General features: G+C 63.2%; 13 protein-coding genes. 6 read left to right on the top strand and 7 right to left on the bottom strand.

Annotation, left to right across the window (positions count from 1 at the left end; translation table 11 throughout):
- Window positions 1-21: 21 nt before the first annotated feature.
- Together hglS and amaB are read right to left on the bottom strand one after the other, a co-directional pair.
- A complete protein-coding gene (hglS, locus tag HUN39_RS11545) occupies window positions 22-1,467 on the bottom strand; it encodes a 2-oxoadipate dioxygenase/decarboxylase HglS (protein WP_175094655.1) in 1,446 nt (481 codons plus the stop codon).
- A gap of 64 nt (window positions 1,468-1,531) precedes the next feature.
- Entirely contained in the window at window positions 1,532-3,070 is a 1,539-nt protein-coding gene (amaB, locus tag HUN39_RS11540; protein WP_175094691.1) for an L-piperidine-6-carboxylate dehydrogenase, read from the bottom strand.
- A 130-nt stretch (window positions 3,071-3,200) separates the two neighbouring features.
- Between amaB and rocD the strand changes: the two genes are divergently transcribed.
- On the top strand, window positions 3,201-4,442 hold the full coding sequence (gene rocD, locus HUN39_RS11535) for an ornithine--oxo-acid transaminase (protein WP_175094654.1): 1,242 nt from the start codon (window positions 3,201-3,203) through the stop codon (window positions 4,440-4,442).
- A gap of 9 nt (window positions 4,443-4,451) precedes the next feature.
- On the opposite strand, the gene HUN39_RS11530 is transcribed toward rocD, so the two are convergent.
- Both HUN39_RS11530 and HUN39_RS11525 read right to left on the bottom strand, forming a co-directional pair.
- Entirely contained in the window at window positions 4,452-6,899 is a 2,448-nt protein-coding gene (locus tag HUN39_RS11530; RefSeq protein ID WP_175094653.1) for a GcvT family protein, read from the bottom strand.
- Complete coding sequence (locus HUN39_RS11525; RefSeq protein ID WP_175094652.1) at window positions 6,896-7,786, bottom strand: choline kinase family protein; 891 nt, start codon at window positions 7,784-7,786, stop codon at window positions 6,896-6,898. Before HUN39_RS11525 ends, HUN39_RS11530 begins: the two co-directional genes overlap by 4 nt.
- Before the next feature lie 163 nt (window positions 7,787-7,949).
- On the opposite strand from HUN39_RS11525, the gene HUN39_RS11520 reads away from it, so the two are divergent.
- On the top strand, window positions 7,950-9,329 hold the full coding sequence (locus HUN39_RS11520) for an ethanolamine ammonia-lyase subunit EutB (RefSeq protein ID WP_175094651.1): 1,380 nt from the start codon (window positions 7,950-7,952) through the stop codon (window positions 9,327-9,329).
- Between the two features lie 2 nt (window positions 9,330-9,331).
- The gene (gene eutC, locus HUN39_RS11515) at window positions 9,332-10,117 is read left to right on the top strand and encodes an ethanolamine ammonia-lyase subunit EutC (RefSeq protein ID WP_175094650.1); all 786 of its coding nucleotides are present in this window, start codon (window positions 9,332-9,334) and stop codon (window positions 10,115-10,117) included.
- Between the two features lie 157 nt (window positions 10,118-10,274).
- On the opposite strand, the gene HUN39_RS11510 is transcribed toward eutC, so the two are convergent.
- Window positions 10,275-12,005 carry an ATP-dependent DNA ligase gene (locus HUN39_RS11510; protein WP_175094649.1) on the bottom strand — a complete coding sequence of 577 codons (1,731 nt, stop codon included), beginning with the start codon at window positions 12,003-12,005 and terminating at the stop codon, window positions 10,275-10,277.
- The gene (locus tag HUN39_RS11505; RefSeq protein ID WP_175094648.1) at window positions 12,002-13,030 is read right to left on the bottom strand and encodes a ligase-associated DNA damage response exonuclease; all 1,029 of its coding nucleotides are present in this window, start codon (window positions 13,028-13,030) and stop codon (window positions 12,002-12,004) included. Before HUN39_RS11505 ends, HUN39_RS11510 begins: the two co-directional genes overlap by 4 nt.
- A gap of 260 nt (window positions 13,031-13,290) precedes the next feature.
- Between HUN39_RS11505 and HUN39_RS11500 the strand changes: the two genes are divergently transcribed.
- Together HUN39_RS11500 and HUN39_RS11495 are read left to right on the top strand one after the other, a co-directional pair.
- The gene (locus HUN39_RS11500; protein ID WP_175094647.1) at window positions 13,291-15,015 is read left to right on the top strand and encodes a thiamine pyrophosphate-binding protein; all 1,725 of its coding nucleotides are present in this window, start codon (window positions 13,291-13,293) and stop codon (window positions 15,013-15,015) included.
- A gap of 15 nt (window positions 15,016-15,030) precedes the next feature.
- Window positions 15,031-15,588 carry a carboxymuconolactone decarboxylase family protein gene (locus HUN39_RS11495; protein WP_175094646.1) on the top strand — a complete coding sequence of 186 codons (558 nt, stop codon included), beginning with the start codon at window positions 15,031-15,033 and terminating at the stop codon, window positions 15,586-15,588.
- A gap of 289 nt (window positions 15,589-15,877) precedes the next feature.
- Here the strand turns inward: HUN39_RS11495 and HUN39_RS11490 are convergent, their stop codons facing one another.
- Window positions 15,878-16,834, bottom strand: a complete 957-nt coding sequence (locus HUN39_RS11490; protein ID WP_175094645.1) for a LysR family transcriptional regulator — start codon at window positions 16,832-16,834, stop codon at window positions 15,878-15,880.
- A gap of 130 nt (window positions 16,835-16,964) precedes the next feature.
- Between HUN39_RS11490 and HUN39_RS11485 the strand changes: the two genes are divergently transcribed.
- Window positions 16,965-17,903, top strand: a complete 939-nt coding sequence (locus HUN39_RS11485; protein WP_175094644.1) for an NAD-dependent epimerase/dehydratase family protein — start codon at window positions 16,965-16,967, stop codon at window positions 17,901-17,903.
- Window positions 17,904-17,926: the final 23 nt, after the last annotated feature.

Genomic DNA, 17,926 nt, shown 5'->3' with positions numbered 1-17,926 from the left:
ATGCGTCGAGCGCCCTACTCCTCAGTTATGGCTGCTTTCCGCCGCGCCAATATGCGCGGCGCCCGTTTTTGCCAATTGCACAGAACCGGCGCGATCGACGCCAAGCGCCTGCAGGCTGTCCCCTAAGGAGCGCGTCTCCGCTTCCTCATAGAGCGCGAGTTCATCCAAAACCGGCGCACCGATCGCGGCCTCGAAGGCGCGTCGGTCCGCGCGCTCGGTCAATTCCTCTTCACCCCGCTCACCAAGATTCGAGCGAAAAATGCCAGCGGCGCTCACCGGCAGGAAATCCTCGTAAGTGATCGGTTCGGCGCGCAGAACGCCGGAGCGCAGGAGATCATCCAATGAAACGGGAGACGAAGACTGCCCCGCACGCGCGCGCGGAACGGCCGAATAGCGGAAGAAGGCGAGCTTCTCCCTTCGCAGCGCTTCGTAATCATCGGGAAACGCCGCGAAGCGCCGCGCCAGCTCCTCGTTAAAGACGCGCGCATTGGCGCCGTCTGTCGCGAGCGGAACCGCAGCCTGAGCTTCAGCGAGAAGCCTGTCGTAGAGCGCGCGCCCCTTGGCGGTCAGCGCCGCGCCTCTCTGCTCGATCTCGCCGAAGCGCGCGGCATGGGCGCCCGTCACGCGCCGGCCGTCTTCCTCGATGAATTCGACGGGCTCGGGGCGCGCCTTGAAGCTCGTCTGGCGCAACAGGATCGGGCAGCGGCGACGCGGGGGCCCCTCGACAATCGCTTTCGGAGTCATCCCGCGCGCCGCCATGGCGCTGTGCGCGGCATCGATATCGAGCGCGTGCACGGTAAGATGATTGATGTGCGGTCCTTTGAAACAGACGACGTCGGCGAGCAGCGGATGCGTCGCATGGAGCGTCCGATAGACCGCCGATGAGACCGTCGCCTGCCGGTTCCAGCGAAAAATCTTCGCCGCCTCCCGGACAAATTCTCGCACCTCTCCGTCGTCAAACCCACGTCTTTCGAAGAGATCGATCAGCGCTCGGCAGCGCGGCGTAAAAATGTCGCGCTGCGCCAGAACCTTGGCGGCGATCTCACGCGCCTGCGCGTCGGCGATGAGATCCAGCCTGAGAAGGGAAGTGAAGATGCGAAAGGGATTAGCGCGCAATGCGTTCTCGCCGATCGGACGGAATGCCGTCGAATGCACTGGAATTCCGGCGATCGACAGATCGTAATAGCCGACGGGAGCCATTCCCATGATCGCAAAGAGCCGGCGCAGCATCGACAGTTCCTCGGCGGTTCCGACGCGAATCGCGCCATGGCGCTCAACGTCGAGTCGCTCAAGCTCATTGTTTTCCGCCAGGCGCCGCTTGAGTTGCGGCTCGTCGGCGAGCGTCTGCCGGTTTACGTCGGCGACGAGCGCCTGCATCGTGCGATACTGCGGCGCTTCGGCCTGATACATGTCCGAGATCGCCGATGCGAACATTGTCCGAATCGAATCAGCGGAAGCGTCATTCATCTTTTGTGACCTTCGCTACCCTCGGGTATGTAATCCACAAGCGGCGGAAATCATGAGCGTAGCGTCATGCGCTAAGATCAAATTTGACGCCCTGCGCCAGCGGCAGTTCGCCTGAATAGTTAATCGTGTTGGTGGCCCGGCGCATATAGAATTTCCAACAGTCAGAGCCCGCTTCGCGGCCGCCGCCCGTGTCCTTCTCGCCGCCGAAGGCTCCGCCGATTTCGGCGCCGGAAGGTCCGATGTTCACATTGACGATGCCGCAGTCCGATCCGTCGGCGGCCATGAAGCGCTCGGCTTCGTCCAGGCGCGCGGTAAAGATCGATGACGCAAGACCATGTGCGACATCGTTATTGAGTGCTATCGCTTCGTCGAGGCTGCGGAACCTCATCACATAAAGGATGGGCGCGAATGTCTCCCGCCGAACGACCTCCGTCTGCCCCGGCATTTCGACGAGCGCCGGGCGGACGTAGAACGCGTCGGGGAATGTCTCCGTCAGCACGCGCTCTCCGCCGAGGATGACGCCACCTGCCGCGCGCGCATCTTCGAGCGCGGCGCGCATCGCCGCATAGGCGTTCTGATCGATGAGCGGGCCGACAAGCGCGGCGCCGTCTCGGGGATCGCCGACCGAGACTGATGTGTAGGCGCGCCGCAAGCGACCGAGAAGTTCGTCATAAACGTCTTCATGAACGATCAGCCGCCGCAGCGTCGTGCATCGCTGGCCCGCCGTGCCCATGGCCGCGAACGCAATTGCGCGAACGGCCAAATCAAGCGGCGCAGAGGCGCAAACGACGGCGGCGTTGTTGCCGCCGAGTTCCAGAATAGACTTCGCGAAACGACCCGCGAGGCGCGGCGCGATGGCGCGCCCCATCGCCGTCGAACCCGTCGCGGAAACGAGTTGAACCCGCGCGTCTTCGACAAGCGTTTCACCGACGTCGCGCCCGCCGACAAGCACGGTTGAAAGCCCGTCCGGCGCATCGCCGAAACGCGCCGCGGCGCGCTCGAATAGCGCTTGGGTCGCCAGCGCCACAAGCGGAGTCTTTTCAGAGGGCTTCCAGACCAGCGTATTTCCGCAGACCAGCGCGAGCGCCGCGTTCCAGGCCCAGACGGCGACCGGAAAGTTGAAACTGGTGATGATTCCGACGACGCCGAGCGGGCGCCAGGTTTCCATCATCCGATGGCCGCGGCGCTCGGTGGCGATGGTCAAGCCGTGGAGCTGACGCGAGAGGCCCACGGCAAAGTCGCAGATGTCGATCATCTCCTGAACTTCGCCGAGACCCTCCGTCGTGATTTTGCCGGCCTCGATCGTGACAAGACGCCCCAGCTCGGTCTTGACCGCTCTCAGCTCTTCACCGAGCAAGCGCACGAACTCGCCTCGGCGGGGCGCCGGGACGTTGCGCCAGATGCGAAAGGCATGCGCCGCTCTAGCAATGGCGCCATGCACGGCCGCCGAATCCGCGCTCTCGACGCGTGCAATGATCTCGCCAGTAATCGGCGAACGGGCTGTCACCGAGCCTCGCTCGAAGGACTCTGAATTGACCCCCATCTTGCGCAGGAGGGCCGCGGCTTCCGCGGCGACGCCTGGATCCAAAGCGCGCGCCTCCATTTCACCTCCCGATGTCCGCGGCGGCTGCGCGGCTGGCGCCGCGCCCTGCATGTGCCCATGTAATGTAGTCAGCACATTGAACATTCGCACGCATTTATCCAAAGCGAATGCGCGCCAAAAGCTCTCGGATATGGACAACTCGGAGTTCAGGAACCCCCACGTCGCCAGAAACTACGACCCGCTGCCCGTCGTACTCACGCGGGGACAGGGCGCGTATCTGTGGGATGTGGAAGGCCGGCGCTACATCGACATGATGAGCGCCTATTCTGCTGTCAGCCTCGGTCACGCGCATCCCCGAATCCTTGCAAAGCTCGCTGAGCAGGCGCAACGGCTCGCGGTGCCGTCCCGCGCCTTTTACAATGACCGGCTCGCGCCCTTTCTCGAGGAGCTCTGCACCCTGACAGGACTCGACGTCGCTCTGCCGATGAACACCGGCGCGGAGGCGGTTGAGACGGCGATTAAAGCGGCGCGCCGCTGGGCCAATCGCGTGAAGGGCGTTGCCAATCCCGAGATTATCGTCGCCGCAGGCAACTTCCATGGCCGCACCACCACGATCATCAGCTTCTCCTCGGAACGCGAGTATCGAGACGGGTTTGGTCCGTTCATGCCAGGCTTTCGCGCCGCGCCGTTTGGCGATCTCTCCGCCTTCGAAGCCGCCATCACCCCGCAGACCGCCGCCATTCTCGTCGAGCCTATCCAAGGCGAGGCGGGGATCATCGTGCCGCCGGACGGCTGGCTCACGGGGTTGCGCCGACTGTGCGACGAACGCGGCGTTTTGCTGCTGCTGGACGAAATTCAATCGGGTTTGGGGCGCAGCGGCGCCTGGTTCGCCTTTGAGCATGAGAATGTCCTTCCCGACGGCGTGATGCTGGGAAAGGCGCTCGGCGGCGGCGTTCTGCCCGTCTCCGCTTTTGTAGCGAAACGCGAGGTGATGGATGTCTTCACGCCCGGCTCGCACGGATCGACTTTCGGCGGCAACGCTCTCGCCGCCGCCGTTGGTTTAGAGGCGCTGCATGTCATTCGCGACGAACGGCTGGTCGAACGCAGCCAAGCGCTTGGCGCGAGAATGCTGCAACGGCTGCACGCGATGCGCGCCCCAGCGATCAGCGAAGTTCGCGGGCGCGGCCTCTGGGCAGGCGTCGAGATCGATCCGCGCTACGCGAGCGCGCGGGAAATCTGCGAGGGCCTGCTCGCCAAAGGCGTGCTGACAACCGCGACGCATCACACGGTCGTGCGCTTGGCGCCGCCCTTCGTCATTTCTCAAGAGGATCTCGATCTCGCGCTCGACGCCGTCGAGGAAGCGATCTCGAAATTTCACGCGCCGCGCACTCTCCATGGCGCCGCCGACGTCGGCCATTCACTTGAAGCGTAGGCGAAGCGGCTAAGCGCGTAGGCGTTCGCCTTTCGGATCATAGAACGGCGAAAGAGAGACGGTCGCCGGCCGGCGCTCGCCGGCGATTTCGAGTTGATATTCGCCAGAGAGCACAAAAGCCGGATCGACCCCCTCGGAATTTCGAACATAGCCGTAGCCGATCGCCTTGCCGATCGAATAGCCGTAGCCGCCGCTCGACAGCCAACCGACGCGCAGGCCGTTGCGATAGATCGTTTCACGCCCGAGCAGCGCGATCTCAGGATCGTCGACGACGAATCCGGCGAGAAGACGCGGCAACGGATTCGCGCCGACTTCAATGAGCGCGTCTCTTCCCTGAAAAGGCGCGCCGAACTTCATCTTGACGGCCCAGCCGAGACCCGCCATCGGCGGCGTGTGATCCGGACCGATATCCGAGCCCCACGCGCGGTAGCCCTTCTCCAGACGCAGAGATTCGATCGCTCGATAGCCCGCGTCGACAAGGCAAAACGGCGCGCCCGCCTCGATGAGCGCGTCATAGACCGAGACAGCGAAATCGACAGGGATGTGAAGCTCCCAGCCGAGTTCGCCCACATAAGTGACGCGGATCGCCAGCACCGGCGCGCCCGCCAAGCGAATTTCACGGGCGCTCATGAAAGGAAAGGCGACATTCGAAAGATCATAGTCGCAGCACGATTGCAGAATCTCTCTCGCGCGCGGACCCATCAATGCGAGCACCGAATTCGCCGAGGTGACGTCGATCACTTGCGCGTCCATGCCCTCGGGAATCGATCGCCTGATCCAGTCGAAGTCGTGCGTGCCGAAGGCCGTCCCCGTCACGACATAGAAGCGGTCCATCGACAATCGCGTGATCGTCAGGTCGCATTCAATCCCGCCCTTGCGGTTCAACAACTGCGTATAGGTGACCGCGCCCGGCGGCTTGGCGACAGTGTTGGCGGCGATCCAGGACAGCGCCGCTTCGGCGTCTTTGCCGACAATGAGCGCCTTGGCGAAGCTTGTCTGATCGAAAAGCGCCGCCGCCTCCCGGCATGCGCGATGCTCTCGTCCGACCGCATCGAACCAGCCCGGCCTGCCGAATGAATAGCGATCGCGCGGCGCTTCGCCCACGCTCACATCCGCGAACCAATTGGGCCGTTCGAAACCCATTTTTTCGCCGAAGCACGCGCCCTTCGCCTTGAGGCGGTCGTAGAGCGGCGAGCGCCGCAGCGGCCGGCCCGACGTAAATTCTTCGAAGGGCCAGGCGATGCTGTAGTGACGCGCATAGGCTTCGAGCGTCCGCACGCGCACCCAGGACGGATCCCTGTGTGGCGCGCCGAAGCGACGGATGTCGACCGGCCAAAGATCGAACGGCTGTTCGCCGTCCGCCGCCCATTCCGCCAGCGCCATGCCGGCGCCGCCCGCCGACGCGATGCCGAAGGCGTTGAAGCCGGCGCCGACGAAGAAATTGCGCACCTCCGGCGCTTCGCCGATCATCCAATTGCCGTCGGGCGTGAAGCTTTCGAGGCCGTTGATCATCTGCTTGACGCCGGCCTCGGCGAGCGCCGGCACGCGGCCGAGCGCGAGATCCATGATCGGCTCGAAATGATCCCAATCGTCTTGGAGAAGCCGAAAGGCGAAATCCTCGGGCACGGTGCCGGATGACCAAGGCACGGGATTTGGCTCATAGCCGCCCATAACGAGGCCGCCGACCTCCTCCTTGTAATAGGTGAGCCGATCCGGATCGCGCAGAGTCGGCAGATCGCTCGTTACGCCGTTGATCTTTTCGGTCACGAGATATTGGTGTTGCACCGCCGAGAGCGGAACGGTGACGCCGGCGCGCGCCGCGAGCGGCTGGGTCCAGAGGCCGGCGCAGAGCACGAGCTTCTCGCAGGCGATGGCGCCGCGATTCGTGACGACGCCGCGCACGCAATCGTTCTCGATGATGAAGTCCGTGACGGCGACGCCCTCGACAAGCTTTGCGCCCGCAAGCCGCGCTCCCTTAGCCAGCGCCTGGGTGATGTCAGAAGGATTCGCTTGTCCGTCCGTCGGCAGGAAAGCCGCGCCGATGACGTCATCGACATTCATCAGCGGCCAGAGCGCCTGCGCCTCCTTGGCGCTCAGGAGCTGCATCTCCAGACCGAAGCTCCTCGCGGACGTCGCCTGCCGCTTGACTTCGATCCATCGGTCGGCGTTGCAGGCGAGACGAAGACCGCCATTGCGTCGCCAGCCCGTCGCATAGCCTGTCTCTGCTTCGAGCCGATCGTAGAGCTCCACCGAATAACCGAGGAGCTTGGTGATATTGGCGTTGGTCCGCAACTGACCGATCAGTCCCGCCGCATGCCAGGTCGAACCCGAGGACAGTTGATGGCGTTCAAGCAGCAGCGTCTCCACGCCGCGCTTGGCGAGGTGGTAAGCGACGGAGCAGCCAACGATGCCGCCGCCGACGACGACGATCTGGGCGCTTCGCGGGAGATCCGTCATGCTCTTTCCATCTGCTGGAACGCCGCCCAGGCGTCATCGAAGCGCGTCAGATTTTGTTCTGAGTAAGCGACGTAATCGAAATCAATCGTGGACCGACTCTCCGAGACAAGGCTCCACAACGCTTCGCGCAACAGCGAGGCGCAAAGCATCGCCTTGAAGCGGCGCCGCAATGCATCGGTCGGCGCCGCCTCGAAATATTCCTCGAGCATCGCGTCGTCGTCCGTGGCGTCAAAGCCATTATTCGACGAGAGTCCGCCAAGATCGAACAGCGGCGTATTCCATCCGGCATAGTCCCAGTCGACGAGCCAAAGCCGACGCCCGTCGTCGATGAAATTCGCGGCAAGGAGATCATTATGGCCGAAGACAAGGTCGATCGCGCCCGTCGCCTTTTCCAAAATCTCGCTCGCGGCAAGCAAGCGCGGCAATTTCGCCGACATCCGGCTTTTGTCCTCGGCGAGCGTATGGGCGTAGTCGCGAATGATATGGAAGACGTTGAACGCCAGGGTCGGCCCGCGCAAATGCAGCGCAACCTCACGATGAACGCGCTTGATGAGATCGACGCAGCGTCTGCGGTTCGCCCGCATGTCTTCCGGCTCATAGGTGCGGCCCGAGATATATTCGAGCGCCATCGCCATCGGCGCGGCATACAGAACTTTCGGCGATATGCCGGAGGCGCCCGCGGCCCTGCTCGCCGCCAACTCGTTAAAGCGCATGACGCCATGAACCGGAATGTCGCCGCCAAGGCGAACGACGACGGATCGATCGCCATCCTTGACGATATAATTTTTGTTGGTGATGCCGCCGAGCAACGGCGCGATCTCGACCGGGCCGCGCCAGAGCGGTAGCGCGCGTATCAGGGCTTCGGGATCTGCGGTATGGGCTGACATCGGCTCCGGCGGGGCAATAAAACAAACTCTGACTGAGCTAATATATGCGGCTGGCGCGCAAAGGCCATGGGCTACGCGGGGCCTTGGGGAAAACCCTAAGAGCGGGCAGTGACATGTCCGCTGGGGCGCCATAGCCTGTGAGAAGGTCTTTCGAGGTCTGGCCATGTATGCGACGACGATACGTGGAACGAGCTACAGGTTCCCAGACCTTAAAACGCTGATGGCGAAGGCGACCCCATTGCGTTCCGGCGACTGCCTCGCCGGAATTGCGGCAATGAGCGCCGCGGAACGCGTCGCTGCGCAGATGGCCCTCGCCGATCTGCCCTTGAGCGTGTTTTTGAACGAAGCGCTCGTTCCCTACGAAGAGGACGAGGTCACGCGACTGATCCTCGACGGCCACGACCGAAACGCCTTTGCGCCGATCGCCTCGCTGACCGTCGGAGAATTTCGCGACTGGCTTCTCTCCGACGCCGTCGATGAGGACGCGCTTGCCGCCTTGACCTTTGGGATCACCCCCGAAATGGCCGCAGCGGTCTCGAAGATCTGCCGCAACCAGGACCTGATCCTGATCGCCGCCAAGCGGCGCGTCGTCACGAAATTTCGTAACACGCTCGGCCTGCGCGGACGGCTGTCATCACGCATTCAGCCCAACCATCCGACCGATGATGCTCGCGGCGTCCTCGCAAGCGCCATCGACGGACTTCTGCTGGGCAATGGCGATGCGGTCATCGGCGTCAATCCGGCGTCCGACAGTCCGGAACAGTGCTACGAACTCCTAAGCCTTCTCGATGAACTGCGCGAGACGCTGAACATTCCGACGCAATCCTGCGTGCTCGCGCATGTCACGACGACGCTGCAGCTGATGGAGCGACATGCGCCCGTCGATCTGGTGTTTCAGTCGATCGGGGGCACGCAGGCCGCCAATTCAAGCTTCGGGATCGACCTCGCCCTATTGCGCGAGTCCCACGAGGCCGCGCTTGCGCTCAGGCGCGGAACGATCGGCGACAATGTCATGTATTTCGAAACCGGCCAGGGCAGCGCGCTTTCGGCCAATGCCCACTGGAATTGCGATCAGCAGACGCTGGAAGCCCGCGCCTATGGCGTCGCGCGGATGTTCGATCCTCTGCTGATCAATACGGTCGTCGGGTTTATCGGCCCCGAATATCTCTTCGACGGCAAGCAGATCACGCGGGCGGCGCTCGAAGACCATTTCTGCGGCAAGCTGCTCGGACTGCCGATGGGCTGCGACGTATGTTACACGAACCATGCCGAAGCCGACCAGAACGATATGGATGATCTACTGACGCTGCTCGCGGTCGCCGGCGTTAATTACGTCATGGGTGTCCCTGGCGCGGACGACGTGATGCTGAATTATCAAAGCACCTCCTATCATGACGTGCTTGCCGTTCGGCGTATGCTGAATCTGGCGCCCGCTCCGGAGTTTGCGCAATGGCTCGCGGATGTCGGTTTGACGGACGCGCGTGGCGAATTGCAGGCGCCGGCGCTGCCTGCATCCTTTGCGCCGCTTCTCGAAAGAGCCTGAGGATGGCCGACGATCGCCCGACGCCTCTTGATAAGATGTCGATGCTGCGTTCGGCGACGCCGGCAAGAATTTTCCTGCCACGCGCCGGAGCAGCGCTGACGACGCGCGCTACTCTCGATTTCCAGCTGGCGCATGCCGAAGCGCGGGATGCGGTGGAAGAGCGACTCGACGCCGACCGGCTCTTCGACGAGTTGACCTCGCGCGGGCTGACGGCCGTCCGCGTGAAGAGTGCCGCCCGCGATCGGCGAAGCTTTCTGCTGCGTCCCGACCTTGGCCGAAAACTCGACGACGATTCCCGCCAGCATCTCAAAGCCCTCGCGGGCGATTACGACCTTTCATTTGTCATCGCCGAAGGACTATCCGCCCGCGCAATCGCCCGGCATGCAATTCCAGTGCTCGAAAGAGCGCTGCAATCTCTCGATCGAACATCGTGGAAAATCGCGCCGATCGTTCTCGCCGAACAGGGGCGCGTGGCCCTCGGCGACGATATTGGCGAAACGCTTGGGGCAAGGCTTGTGGCGGTTTTCATCGGCGAACGACCGGGCCTTTCCTCGCCCGACAGCATGGGCGTCTATCTCACATTTGCGCCGCGCGTCGGCCGCACCGACGCCGAGCGTAACTGCCTCTCGAATATCCGCCCGCAGGGCCTTCCCTATGCCGACGCCGCGCGCAAGCTGGTTTATCTTTGCCATGAGGCGCGCCGACGCCAGCTGACCGGCGTCGACCTCAAAGACGAAGCCGATACGCTTCCATCGGGAGAACTGCGCGCGATCGACGCCAAGAGTTAGCTGGGTTCCACCCGTAGCGGAACCCGGGCGTCAGGCAGATCCCAATTTGAGCGTCCCTTCGCCATTTCGCGCCAAACGTCCCGCTGGAAGCGAAACGGCTCCCAGCCGCGCTCCGTGAGTAAGGTCTTCACGGCGGACTATTTGGCGCGTCGTCCGATCATGCGCCGCCGCCGGGCAATAGCGCGTGTAGCGCCTCGATCGTGTCGGCGTCCTCCACGGGCTTATCCTGTCGCCAGCGCAACATGCGGGGAAAGCGAACCGCGATGCCGCTTTTGTGGCGGTTGCTGGCGCCGATTCCCTCGAAGCCGAGTTCGAAAACCATCGTCGGGCGCACGCTGCGCACCGGCCCGAAATTCTCGATCGTCGTCCTTCTGATCATCGCGTCGACCTTGCGCATCTCCTCGTCCGAAAGCCCGGAATAGGCCTTGGCGAAGGGCAGCAGCGTGCGGTCCGTCTGCTCCGGCGGGCCGCTCCACACCCCGAATGTGTAGTCGCTGTAAACGCCCGAACGGCGCCCATGGCCCCGCGCAGCGTAGATCAGCACGGCGTCGACGCTCATCGGATCGAGTTTCCATTTCCACCAGAGATCGGCGCCGCTCTTCTGGCGTCCGACGCCATAAGGCGCGTTCATCGCCTTCAGCATCATGCCTTCAGCGCCGCGCGCCCGCGCCTCTTCGCGCTGTCTTGCAAAGGACTCCCAATCGGGTTGCGTCAGCGCCGGGCTGAGCCGCAGGGGTAAATCGGCGCCGACCTGCATCGCGCAGGAATGCGCGCGCGACACGACCTCTTCGAGAAGCGCACGTCGCTCCCGCTGCGGCTTTTCGCGCAGATCGTGGCCGTCTTTCTCGAGCAGATCATAAGCGATCAGCGCCACCGGCCTGTCGCGCAGCATTTTGGGCGTGAGAAGCTTGCGTCCGAGACGCTGCTGCAGTTCGGAAAAGGAGCGCAGGTCGCTAAGATCGTCCACAGCGGAACGCGCGTCCGAACGGGGCGCGACGACGATAAGCTCGCCGTCGAGGACAATATCGTCGGGGAGAAAATCGACGAGCGCGGCAAGCTCCGGAAAACTGTCGCTGACAAGCTCCTCGCCGCGCGACCACAGCCACCACTCTCCGGCGCGATGGATGAACTGCGCGCGTATACCATCGAATTTCCATTCAACGAGCCAGTCGTCGACTGGGCCGAGCAGTTCTGGAAAAGCCGAAAGCGGCGTCTGAAGCGGGTGCGCGAGAAAGAACGGATAAGGCTGGCCGCGCAGAGGCCGCCCGTCTTCGCCCGCTTCGGCCGGCGCGACGAGCGCGATAAAATCTTGCGCCTGAGGCGTGCGGTTTGCCTGCGTGTAGCCCATCATCCGCTGCGCGACGAGCTTGGCGTCAAGCTCCGTCGCCTGGGCGATCGCTTGGGTCATTTGCAGCTTCGAGACGCCGATGCGCAATTCGCCGGTGACGAGCTTGAAGAATGGCAAGCGGTCGTCGGACGGCATGGCGTCGAGCCAGTCGCGTAGCGCCGCGAGCCGCGCTGCGTCATCGCGCTCGCGCAAGGGCAGTAGCCGTTCGTTCATCCAAAGATCGAGCGGCGCGTCTTCCACGCGGGTCGGCGGCGGCAGCAGAAGCGCCAGAGTCTCTGCAAGGTCGCCGACGCTGTGATAGCACTCGTCAAGGAGCCACTCGGGCAGCTCGGTCGCCTCCAAGGCGAACTGGCGCAGGAGCTTGGTCGAGATCATCTGGCGCGGCTTGCCGCCGGCGAGAAAATAGACCGTCCAGGCGGCGCTGGCATATTGCTCCGGATCGCCGACCGCAAGGCGCAGATAGTCGATCAGCGCCTGTCTCTTGTGCTGCGTCGACGTCGCGGCGTCGATGCGCCGGTAGAGCGTGGCGAAGGTCTTCATGCGCCGTCTGTGTCGGCCTCGGCGTTCGGCTCCGCCTCGCCCTCTTCGTCGCCATATTCGGTCGCCATCGGCCGCGCGTCATATCCTTTTTCGCGCAGATAGCGCGAAAGCGCCTCCCCGCTTCCATGCGTGACAAGGATACGCTCTGCGCCGGTTCCGGCGATCGCCTGCAACAGACCCGGCCAGTCGGCATGATCGGAAAGCGCGAAGCCTTGATCGACGCCGCGGCGTCGCCGATTGCCGCGCAGCCGCATCCATCCGCTGGCGAAGGCGTCTGAATGATCGCCAAAGCGTCGAATCCACCCGCTTTGCACGGCGTGGGACGGCGCCAGCGCAAAGCAGCGCGAAAGCCCCGCCTTGTCGAGCGCGCCGACGTTGAGCGTCGGCGGCAGCGAGATGCCGAGATCGCGATGAATCTGATTGAGCGGTTCGATCGCGCCGTGGCAGACGATCGGGCCGATATTGGCGTCAAGATGTCTGAGCAGGCGCTGCGCTTTGCCGAGCCCGTAGGCTTGCATGACGCTGGCGCGTCCCGCGCGCGCATTTTCCGCCCACCATGAATTGATGTCGCCCATCACTTCGGCTTGCGGGCGCCAGCGATAGATCGGCAGACCGAAGGTCGATTCGGTGATGAAGACATCGCACTGGACGGGCTCAAAAGGCGCACTGACGCCGTCCGCTTCGAGCTTGTAGTCGCCGGAGGCGACCCAGACCTCGCCCCCGCGCTCGATGCGCACCTGCGCCGAGCCGATGACATGGCCGGCGGGATGCAGCGAGAGCCGCACCTCGCCGATGTTTCGGCTCTCGCCATAACGCAGCGTCTCGATGCGAACGTCGCCGAGTCGTCTGCGCAGGATCGGCGCGCAATCCTCGTGACAGAGATAGGCGCCGCTGCCCCATCGCGCGTGATCAGAATGGCCGTGCGTAATCACCGCCAGAGCCGCCGGGCGCCAGGGGTCGATGTGGAATTTTCCAGGAGGGCAGTAGAGGCCCTCCGCGGCGGGAACGATCAGATCCTTGGTCATCTAGCCGAAGATATGAAAAGCGCGTCGGCGCGGCCCTTGGAGTAGCGCCGACAGCATAAATAGGAACTTGGTCGCACGGATTCACTCAGGCGACGACGGCCGAGTTCGCGATGCGCCGCGAGACGCCGCTTGCTTCCGCTGCGCCTGTGGCGGTCAAAATCGTCCATTGATCCTCTAGCTTGCGCTCGACTATATGAAGTGCTGGCAATTGCGCTTTTTCGATACGCGCCTGGCGCGTCAATCGTGAATGGGAGCTGGGAATGCACCTAGGGGTCGATTTTATCCTCGAAGCGCTGGCGCGCGAAGGACTCGACCATGTGTTCATGGTGCCCGGCGGCCTCGTCGATCCTTTTCTGCCTGCTTTCGGACGACAGGAAGCGCTGACGCCGATCGTCGCCGCGCAAGAAGGCGGCGCCGCCTATATGGCGGACGGCTACGCGCGGGCGAGCGGAAATTTTGGCGCCGCGCTTTGCATCGGCGGCCCCGGCCTCACCAATACGGTCACCGCGGTGGCAACCGCGCAGTCCGACGGCTCGCCGCTACTTCTGATGAGCGGCGAAGTGGCGACCGTCCTCGAGGGCTTGGGCGTATTTCAGGACGCAAGCCCCCAGACGCTCGACGACGTCGCGATCATGAAGCCGCTGACCCGCTATTCCTCTTCGATCGACAATCCGAAGAATATGCCGCATCTGCTTGAGCACGCCCTGCTACAGCTTCGTACCCGTCCCGCTGCGCCCGTACATCTCTCCTTGCCAGGCGACTGCCTGGCCGCAGAGCTTTCCGTCAGCCATACGCCGATTGATCCGGCCTTGATCAATTACAACGCGCTCTCGATGGCGGCCGCCGAGTCGTCGCTGCAGCATTTTTATGGCGGCGCCGGCGGCAAGCCGCCCGTCAAGATCGCCATACTGGCCGGCGCTGGCGTCGAGCACTCGAAAGCCGCCAATGCGTTGAAGGAATTCGCCGAGACTTGGCGTATTCCCGTCGCGACGACACTGCGCGGAAAGGGCGTCTTCCCAGAGGACCATCCGCTTTCGCTCGGCGTTTTCGGCTATGCGGGGACGCACCATTCCCGCGCGGCATTGATGGACCCCTCGCTCGATCTCCTGATCATCTTGGGGTCGGGACTGAACGAGCGCGACACGATGCATTGGGCGCTCCAAGTCAAACCCAATAGGACGATCTGCGTGAACTTGCTGCCCTCCGCGATCGGGACGCATGTCCAGGACGGCGGGATCGTTGGCAGCTGCGGCGCCTATCTTCGCTATCTGCTCGACCAGAGCGACAGATTGCGCGCGGCTCTCGAGCCGACGCTCTCCGCGCGCGCGGCTTGGATGTCGCAGATCCGCTCCCAGCCGCGCCTGCAGGACCCGGAAAACTGCGAGAGCGACGCGGTTCCGATTCATCCGGCGCGCGTCGTCAGCGAGCTGAGAAAGGCGTTCCCGCGCGACGGCATTCTGGTGGTGGATTCCGGCGCCCATCGAGCCTTCGCCGGTCATTACTGGGAAGCTTACGAACCCAAAACCTATGTATCCGCCACAAATCTCGGGCCGATGGGCTGGGCGATCGGCGCTGCGATCGGCGTGCAATGCGCACAGCCGCGCCGCCGCGTGGCGGTCGTCACGGGCGATGGATGCATGCGCATGGGCGGCATGGAAATCGCCACCGCGGCGCGCTACCAGCTGCCGGTGATCTACGTCGTCATCAACAATGCCGCGCTCGGCAATGTCTGGTTGCGCGCGCATGGACTCGGTCCAACGCCCGACGAAATGACGCGATTGCCGGATCACGACTGGGCAGGTTTTGCGCGGGCCTTGGGCTCTCGCGCCGAAACCGTGCGCTCTCCGGACGATCTTGCCGGCGCATTCGAGAGAGCGTTGCAGGGAGAAGGCCCATGCCTCATCGACGTCAAAGCCGACAAGGCCTTCACGACCCCGGTGAAGGACTGGGCCGAGGCCATTGCCGCCTATTCCTACCACGAGTGACAAGGGGAAGCGCCGATGGCTCAGTTGCCTTTTGATCCTTCAACGCTGTCGCCGGCGGATCGTGCCCGCTATGACCGCATGGTCGAACGGCGGAAGGCGCAAGGCGCAGGCTTCGGCGGTCCTTACGCCGCCCTGATGAACCATCCGCAGCTTTGCGAAAAGATCGAGGACCTCGGCTATTATTTAAAGTTCCAGGGCCATCTGCCCCGCGAGATCTATCAGTTCGTTGTGCTGTTCGTCGCACGCCGGACCGGCGCCGCCTTCGAATGGGCTGATCATGTTCAGCACGCCGAAGCGGCAGGCGTTCCATCCTCGCTGATCAGCGCCCTGGAGAAAGGCGAAGACTTAAGCTCCGTCGCTTCGTCGCCCTATGATCTTGTCGCCGCGGTGTTGGCGTCGACATTGTCCTGGCGAAATATTCCGCAGAACGTTCAGGACGAAGCCATCAAGGTGTTTGGCGTCGAAGGGTTTATCGAACTCGTCGTCCTGTCCGGTTTTTATCAGATGTTTTCGGCGATCAACCAGGGTTTCCACGTCGCATTGCCGCCAGGCGTCGAGAGCCCGTTCAAGTGAATCGCCCGTCAAATGGAAAGGCAGGCGCTTGGGCTCCGCTGTCGCGCCATGACATGATGACGTGTTCGGCGCGATATCGCGACGAGCGGCATGAAATTCCTTGAGGCACTCGCCGCCGGAAGCGCCGATTGAGCGGCGGCGCGCGCATTGCGAATGCGCCGCAGATGAACTCCGCAGCGAAATCGTCTCCCCGTGCCGCGATCTGGACGCGACCGGAGACGACGTCCGCCAACGGCGTGACAGTCTTGGCGTTGACTTGGCGTGACCGAATCGAAGCTGGTCCGGCGGTTTAACGGAGCGTTCTCTGCCGCTTTCGAGAGGGGAGTTCTCCTTCATAAACTTTCTTCGCCTCGTCTCGCACGAGCGCGCAGAACCATTTTACCAAAGGGTCCATGGCCCGAAGCTGGGAGGAAACAAGGGTCATCGGCAGTGAGATATTCTGGAAAGGAGGCTTCAGCAAAATAAGTCCGAAGTGATCCGCGAAGCGGCGCGCAAATGTGGCCGAGAGAGTCGTCACCATATCCGTCGCCGCGACGCAGGCGAGCGCGGTCGTAAAATGGGGGGCGATGAAGGCCATGCGGCGGGACACGCCTGACGCCGCGAGCATGGCGTCGATCTCGGACGCGCCATCGCCGAGCAGCGCGACGCCGACATGATCGAAACGACTGTAATCCTCGAGTTTCCACCGGCGCTTTGCCGCCCGATGGCCTCGGCGCAGAATGAGCGCAAGCTCGTCGCAGGCGACCGTCTGGCTCACGACCCCTGGCGGGAGAGGCGTGGTCGTCAACGCGAAGGCGAGGTCGAGCGCGCCGCTCTCCAATCGACTAAGAACGTCGCCGCCATAAGGTTCGAAGCGAAGATCGACCAGCGGCGCCTCACGCGACAGACGGCTCATGATTGGCGGTCCGAGCAAAATCGACTGAACGTCGGCCGCCGCGACGCGCAAGACTCGGCGTTCTTTCGCGGGGTCGAATGGCGTCGGCGCAAATACCGGCTTTAGACCATCGAGCGCAGCGACGACCTGCGGCGCCAGCGTTTGCGCCTTCGGAGTCAACACGAAGCCTTCGCGCGTGCGAACGAGGAGTGGGTCGCCAAGCAGGTCCCGCAACCGCGCGAGCGCGCGACTCATAGCCGGCTGGCTCAGCCCGACGTCTTCGGCGGCGCGCGTGACATTGCGCCGCCGCAGCAAGGCGTTGAGCGGCGGCAAGAGATTGAGATCAACGCCAGATAAATGTGTTTCATGCATAGTCGATATCATAACAATGCATTTTCTATATACAAAGCGCCGCGATATGCTCATGCGCACAAGGCGGCCTCGCCCGCATGAGGGTTGGAGAGGCCGCTCACAAATTTAACGAGATTCGAAGCAGAGGCAGATGAGCACTGATGTTACGGTCTTCGGCTTCGGCCCGGTCGGACGGGAGACGACGCGGCGGCTTCTCGCGCAAGGCGTCTCCGTTCGCGTCGCGCAACGCCACACGCCAAAGGATTTACCTCAAGGCGCGCGTTTCATCGCTTGCGACGTCCTGGACGCTGAGGCTGTCCGTCGGACAACTGAGTGTGCGCAGCAAATCGTGGTAGCGGTCGGATTTCCCTATGCAGGCGACGTCTGGCGCGTCGCCTGGCCACGCGCAATGATGAATTTTGTTAGCGCCTGCGAGGCGACGCGCGCCCGCATGGTGTTTGTCGATAATCTTTACATGTATGGTCCGCAAAACGCGCCCTTGCGGGAGGACATGCCCCTTGTTCCTTTTGGCGTGAAGCCGGCCGTTCGCGTCGAGGCGACCCGTATCTGGATGGCGGCGGCGGAAGCTGGACGAATCCGGGCGACGGCTCTACGCACCTCAGATTTTTATGGACCCGGCGTCACCTTATCTCATTTGGGCGCGAACGCCTTCGGCGCAATCGCCAAAAGCAAGCGCGCCTTGTTGCTGTCGCCGCCAGATGCGCAGCATGATTTTGCTTATGTTCCCGACGTCGCGCGTGGGGTCGTCACACTGCTCGACGCGCCGGACGACGCTTACGGCCACGCTTGGCACCTCCCCTGCGCGCCCACGCGCACGCCGCGTGAAATTCTAACTCTTGGCGCCCAGGCGCTCGAGCGTGCACCACGTATTTTTGCCTTGCCGCTCGCATCCCTTCCGGTCCTTGGGCTGGGCTTCCCTCTATTGCGGGAAATGACTGAGATGCGGTTTCTTTGGGATCGCCCCTACCGTGTCGATGCGCAAAAGTTTTCGTTGCGCTTTTGGTCGGACCCGACACCGCTCGAGGTAGGAGCGGCGGTGACAGCTCGATCTTTTGTCGACGGCGGGTGAACCGCTTACGCTGTTCCATTCGC

The sequence above is a fragment of the Methylocystis silviterrae genome, from assembly GCF_013350005.1.
Classification (GTDB): Bacteria; Pseudomonadota; Alphaproteobacteria; order Rhizobiales; family Beijerinckiaceae; genus Methylocystis; species Methylocystis silviterrae.
This window is presented reverse-complemented; position numbering and strand designations above follow the sequence as displayed.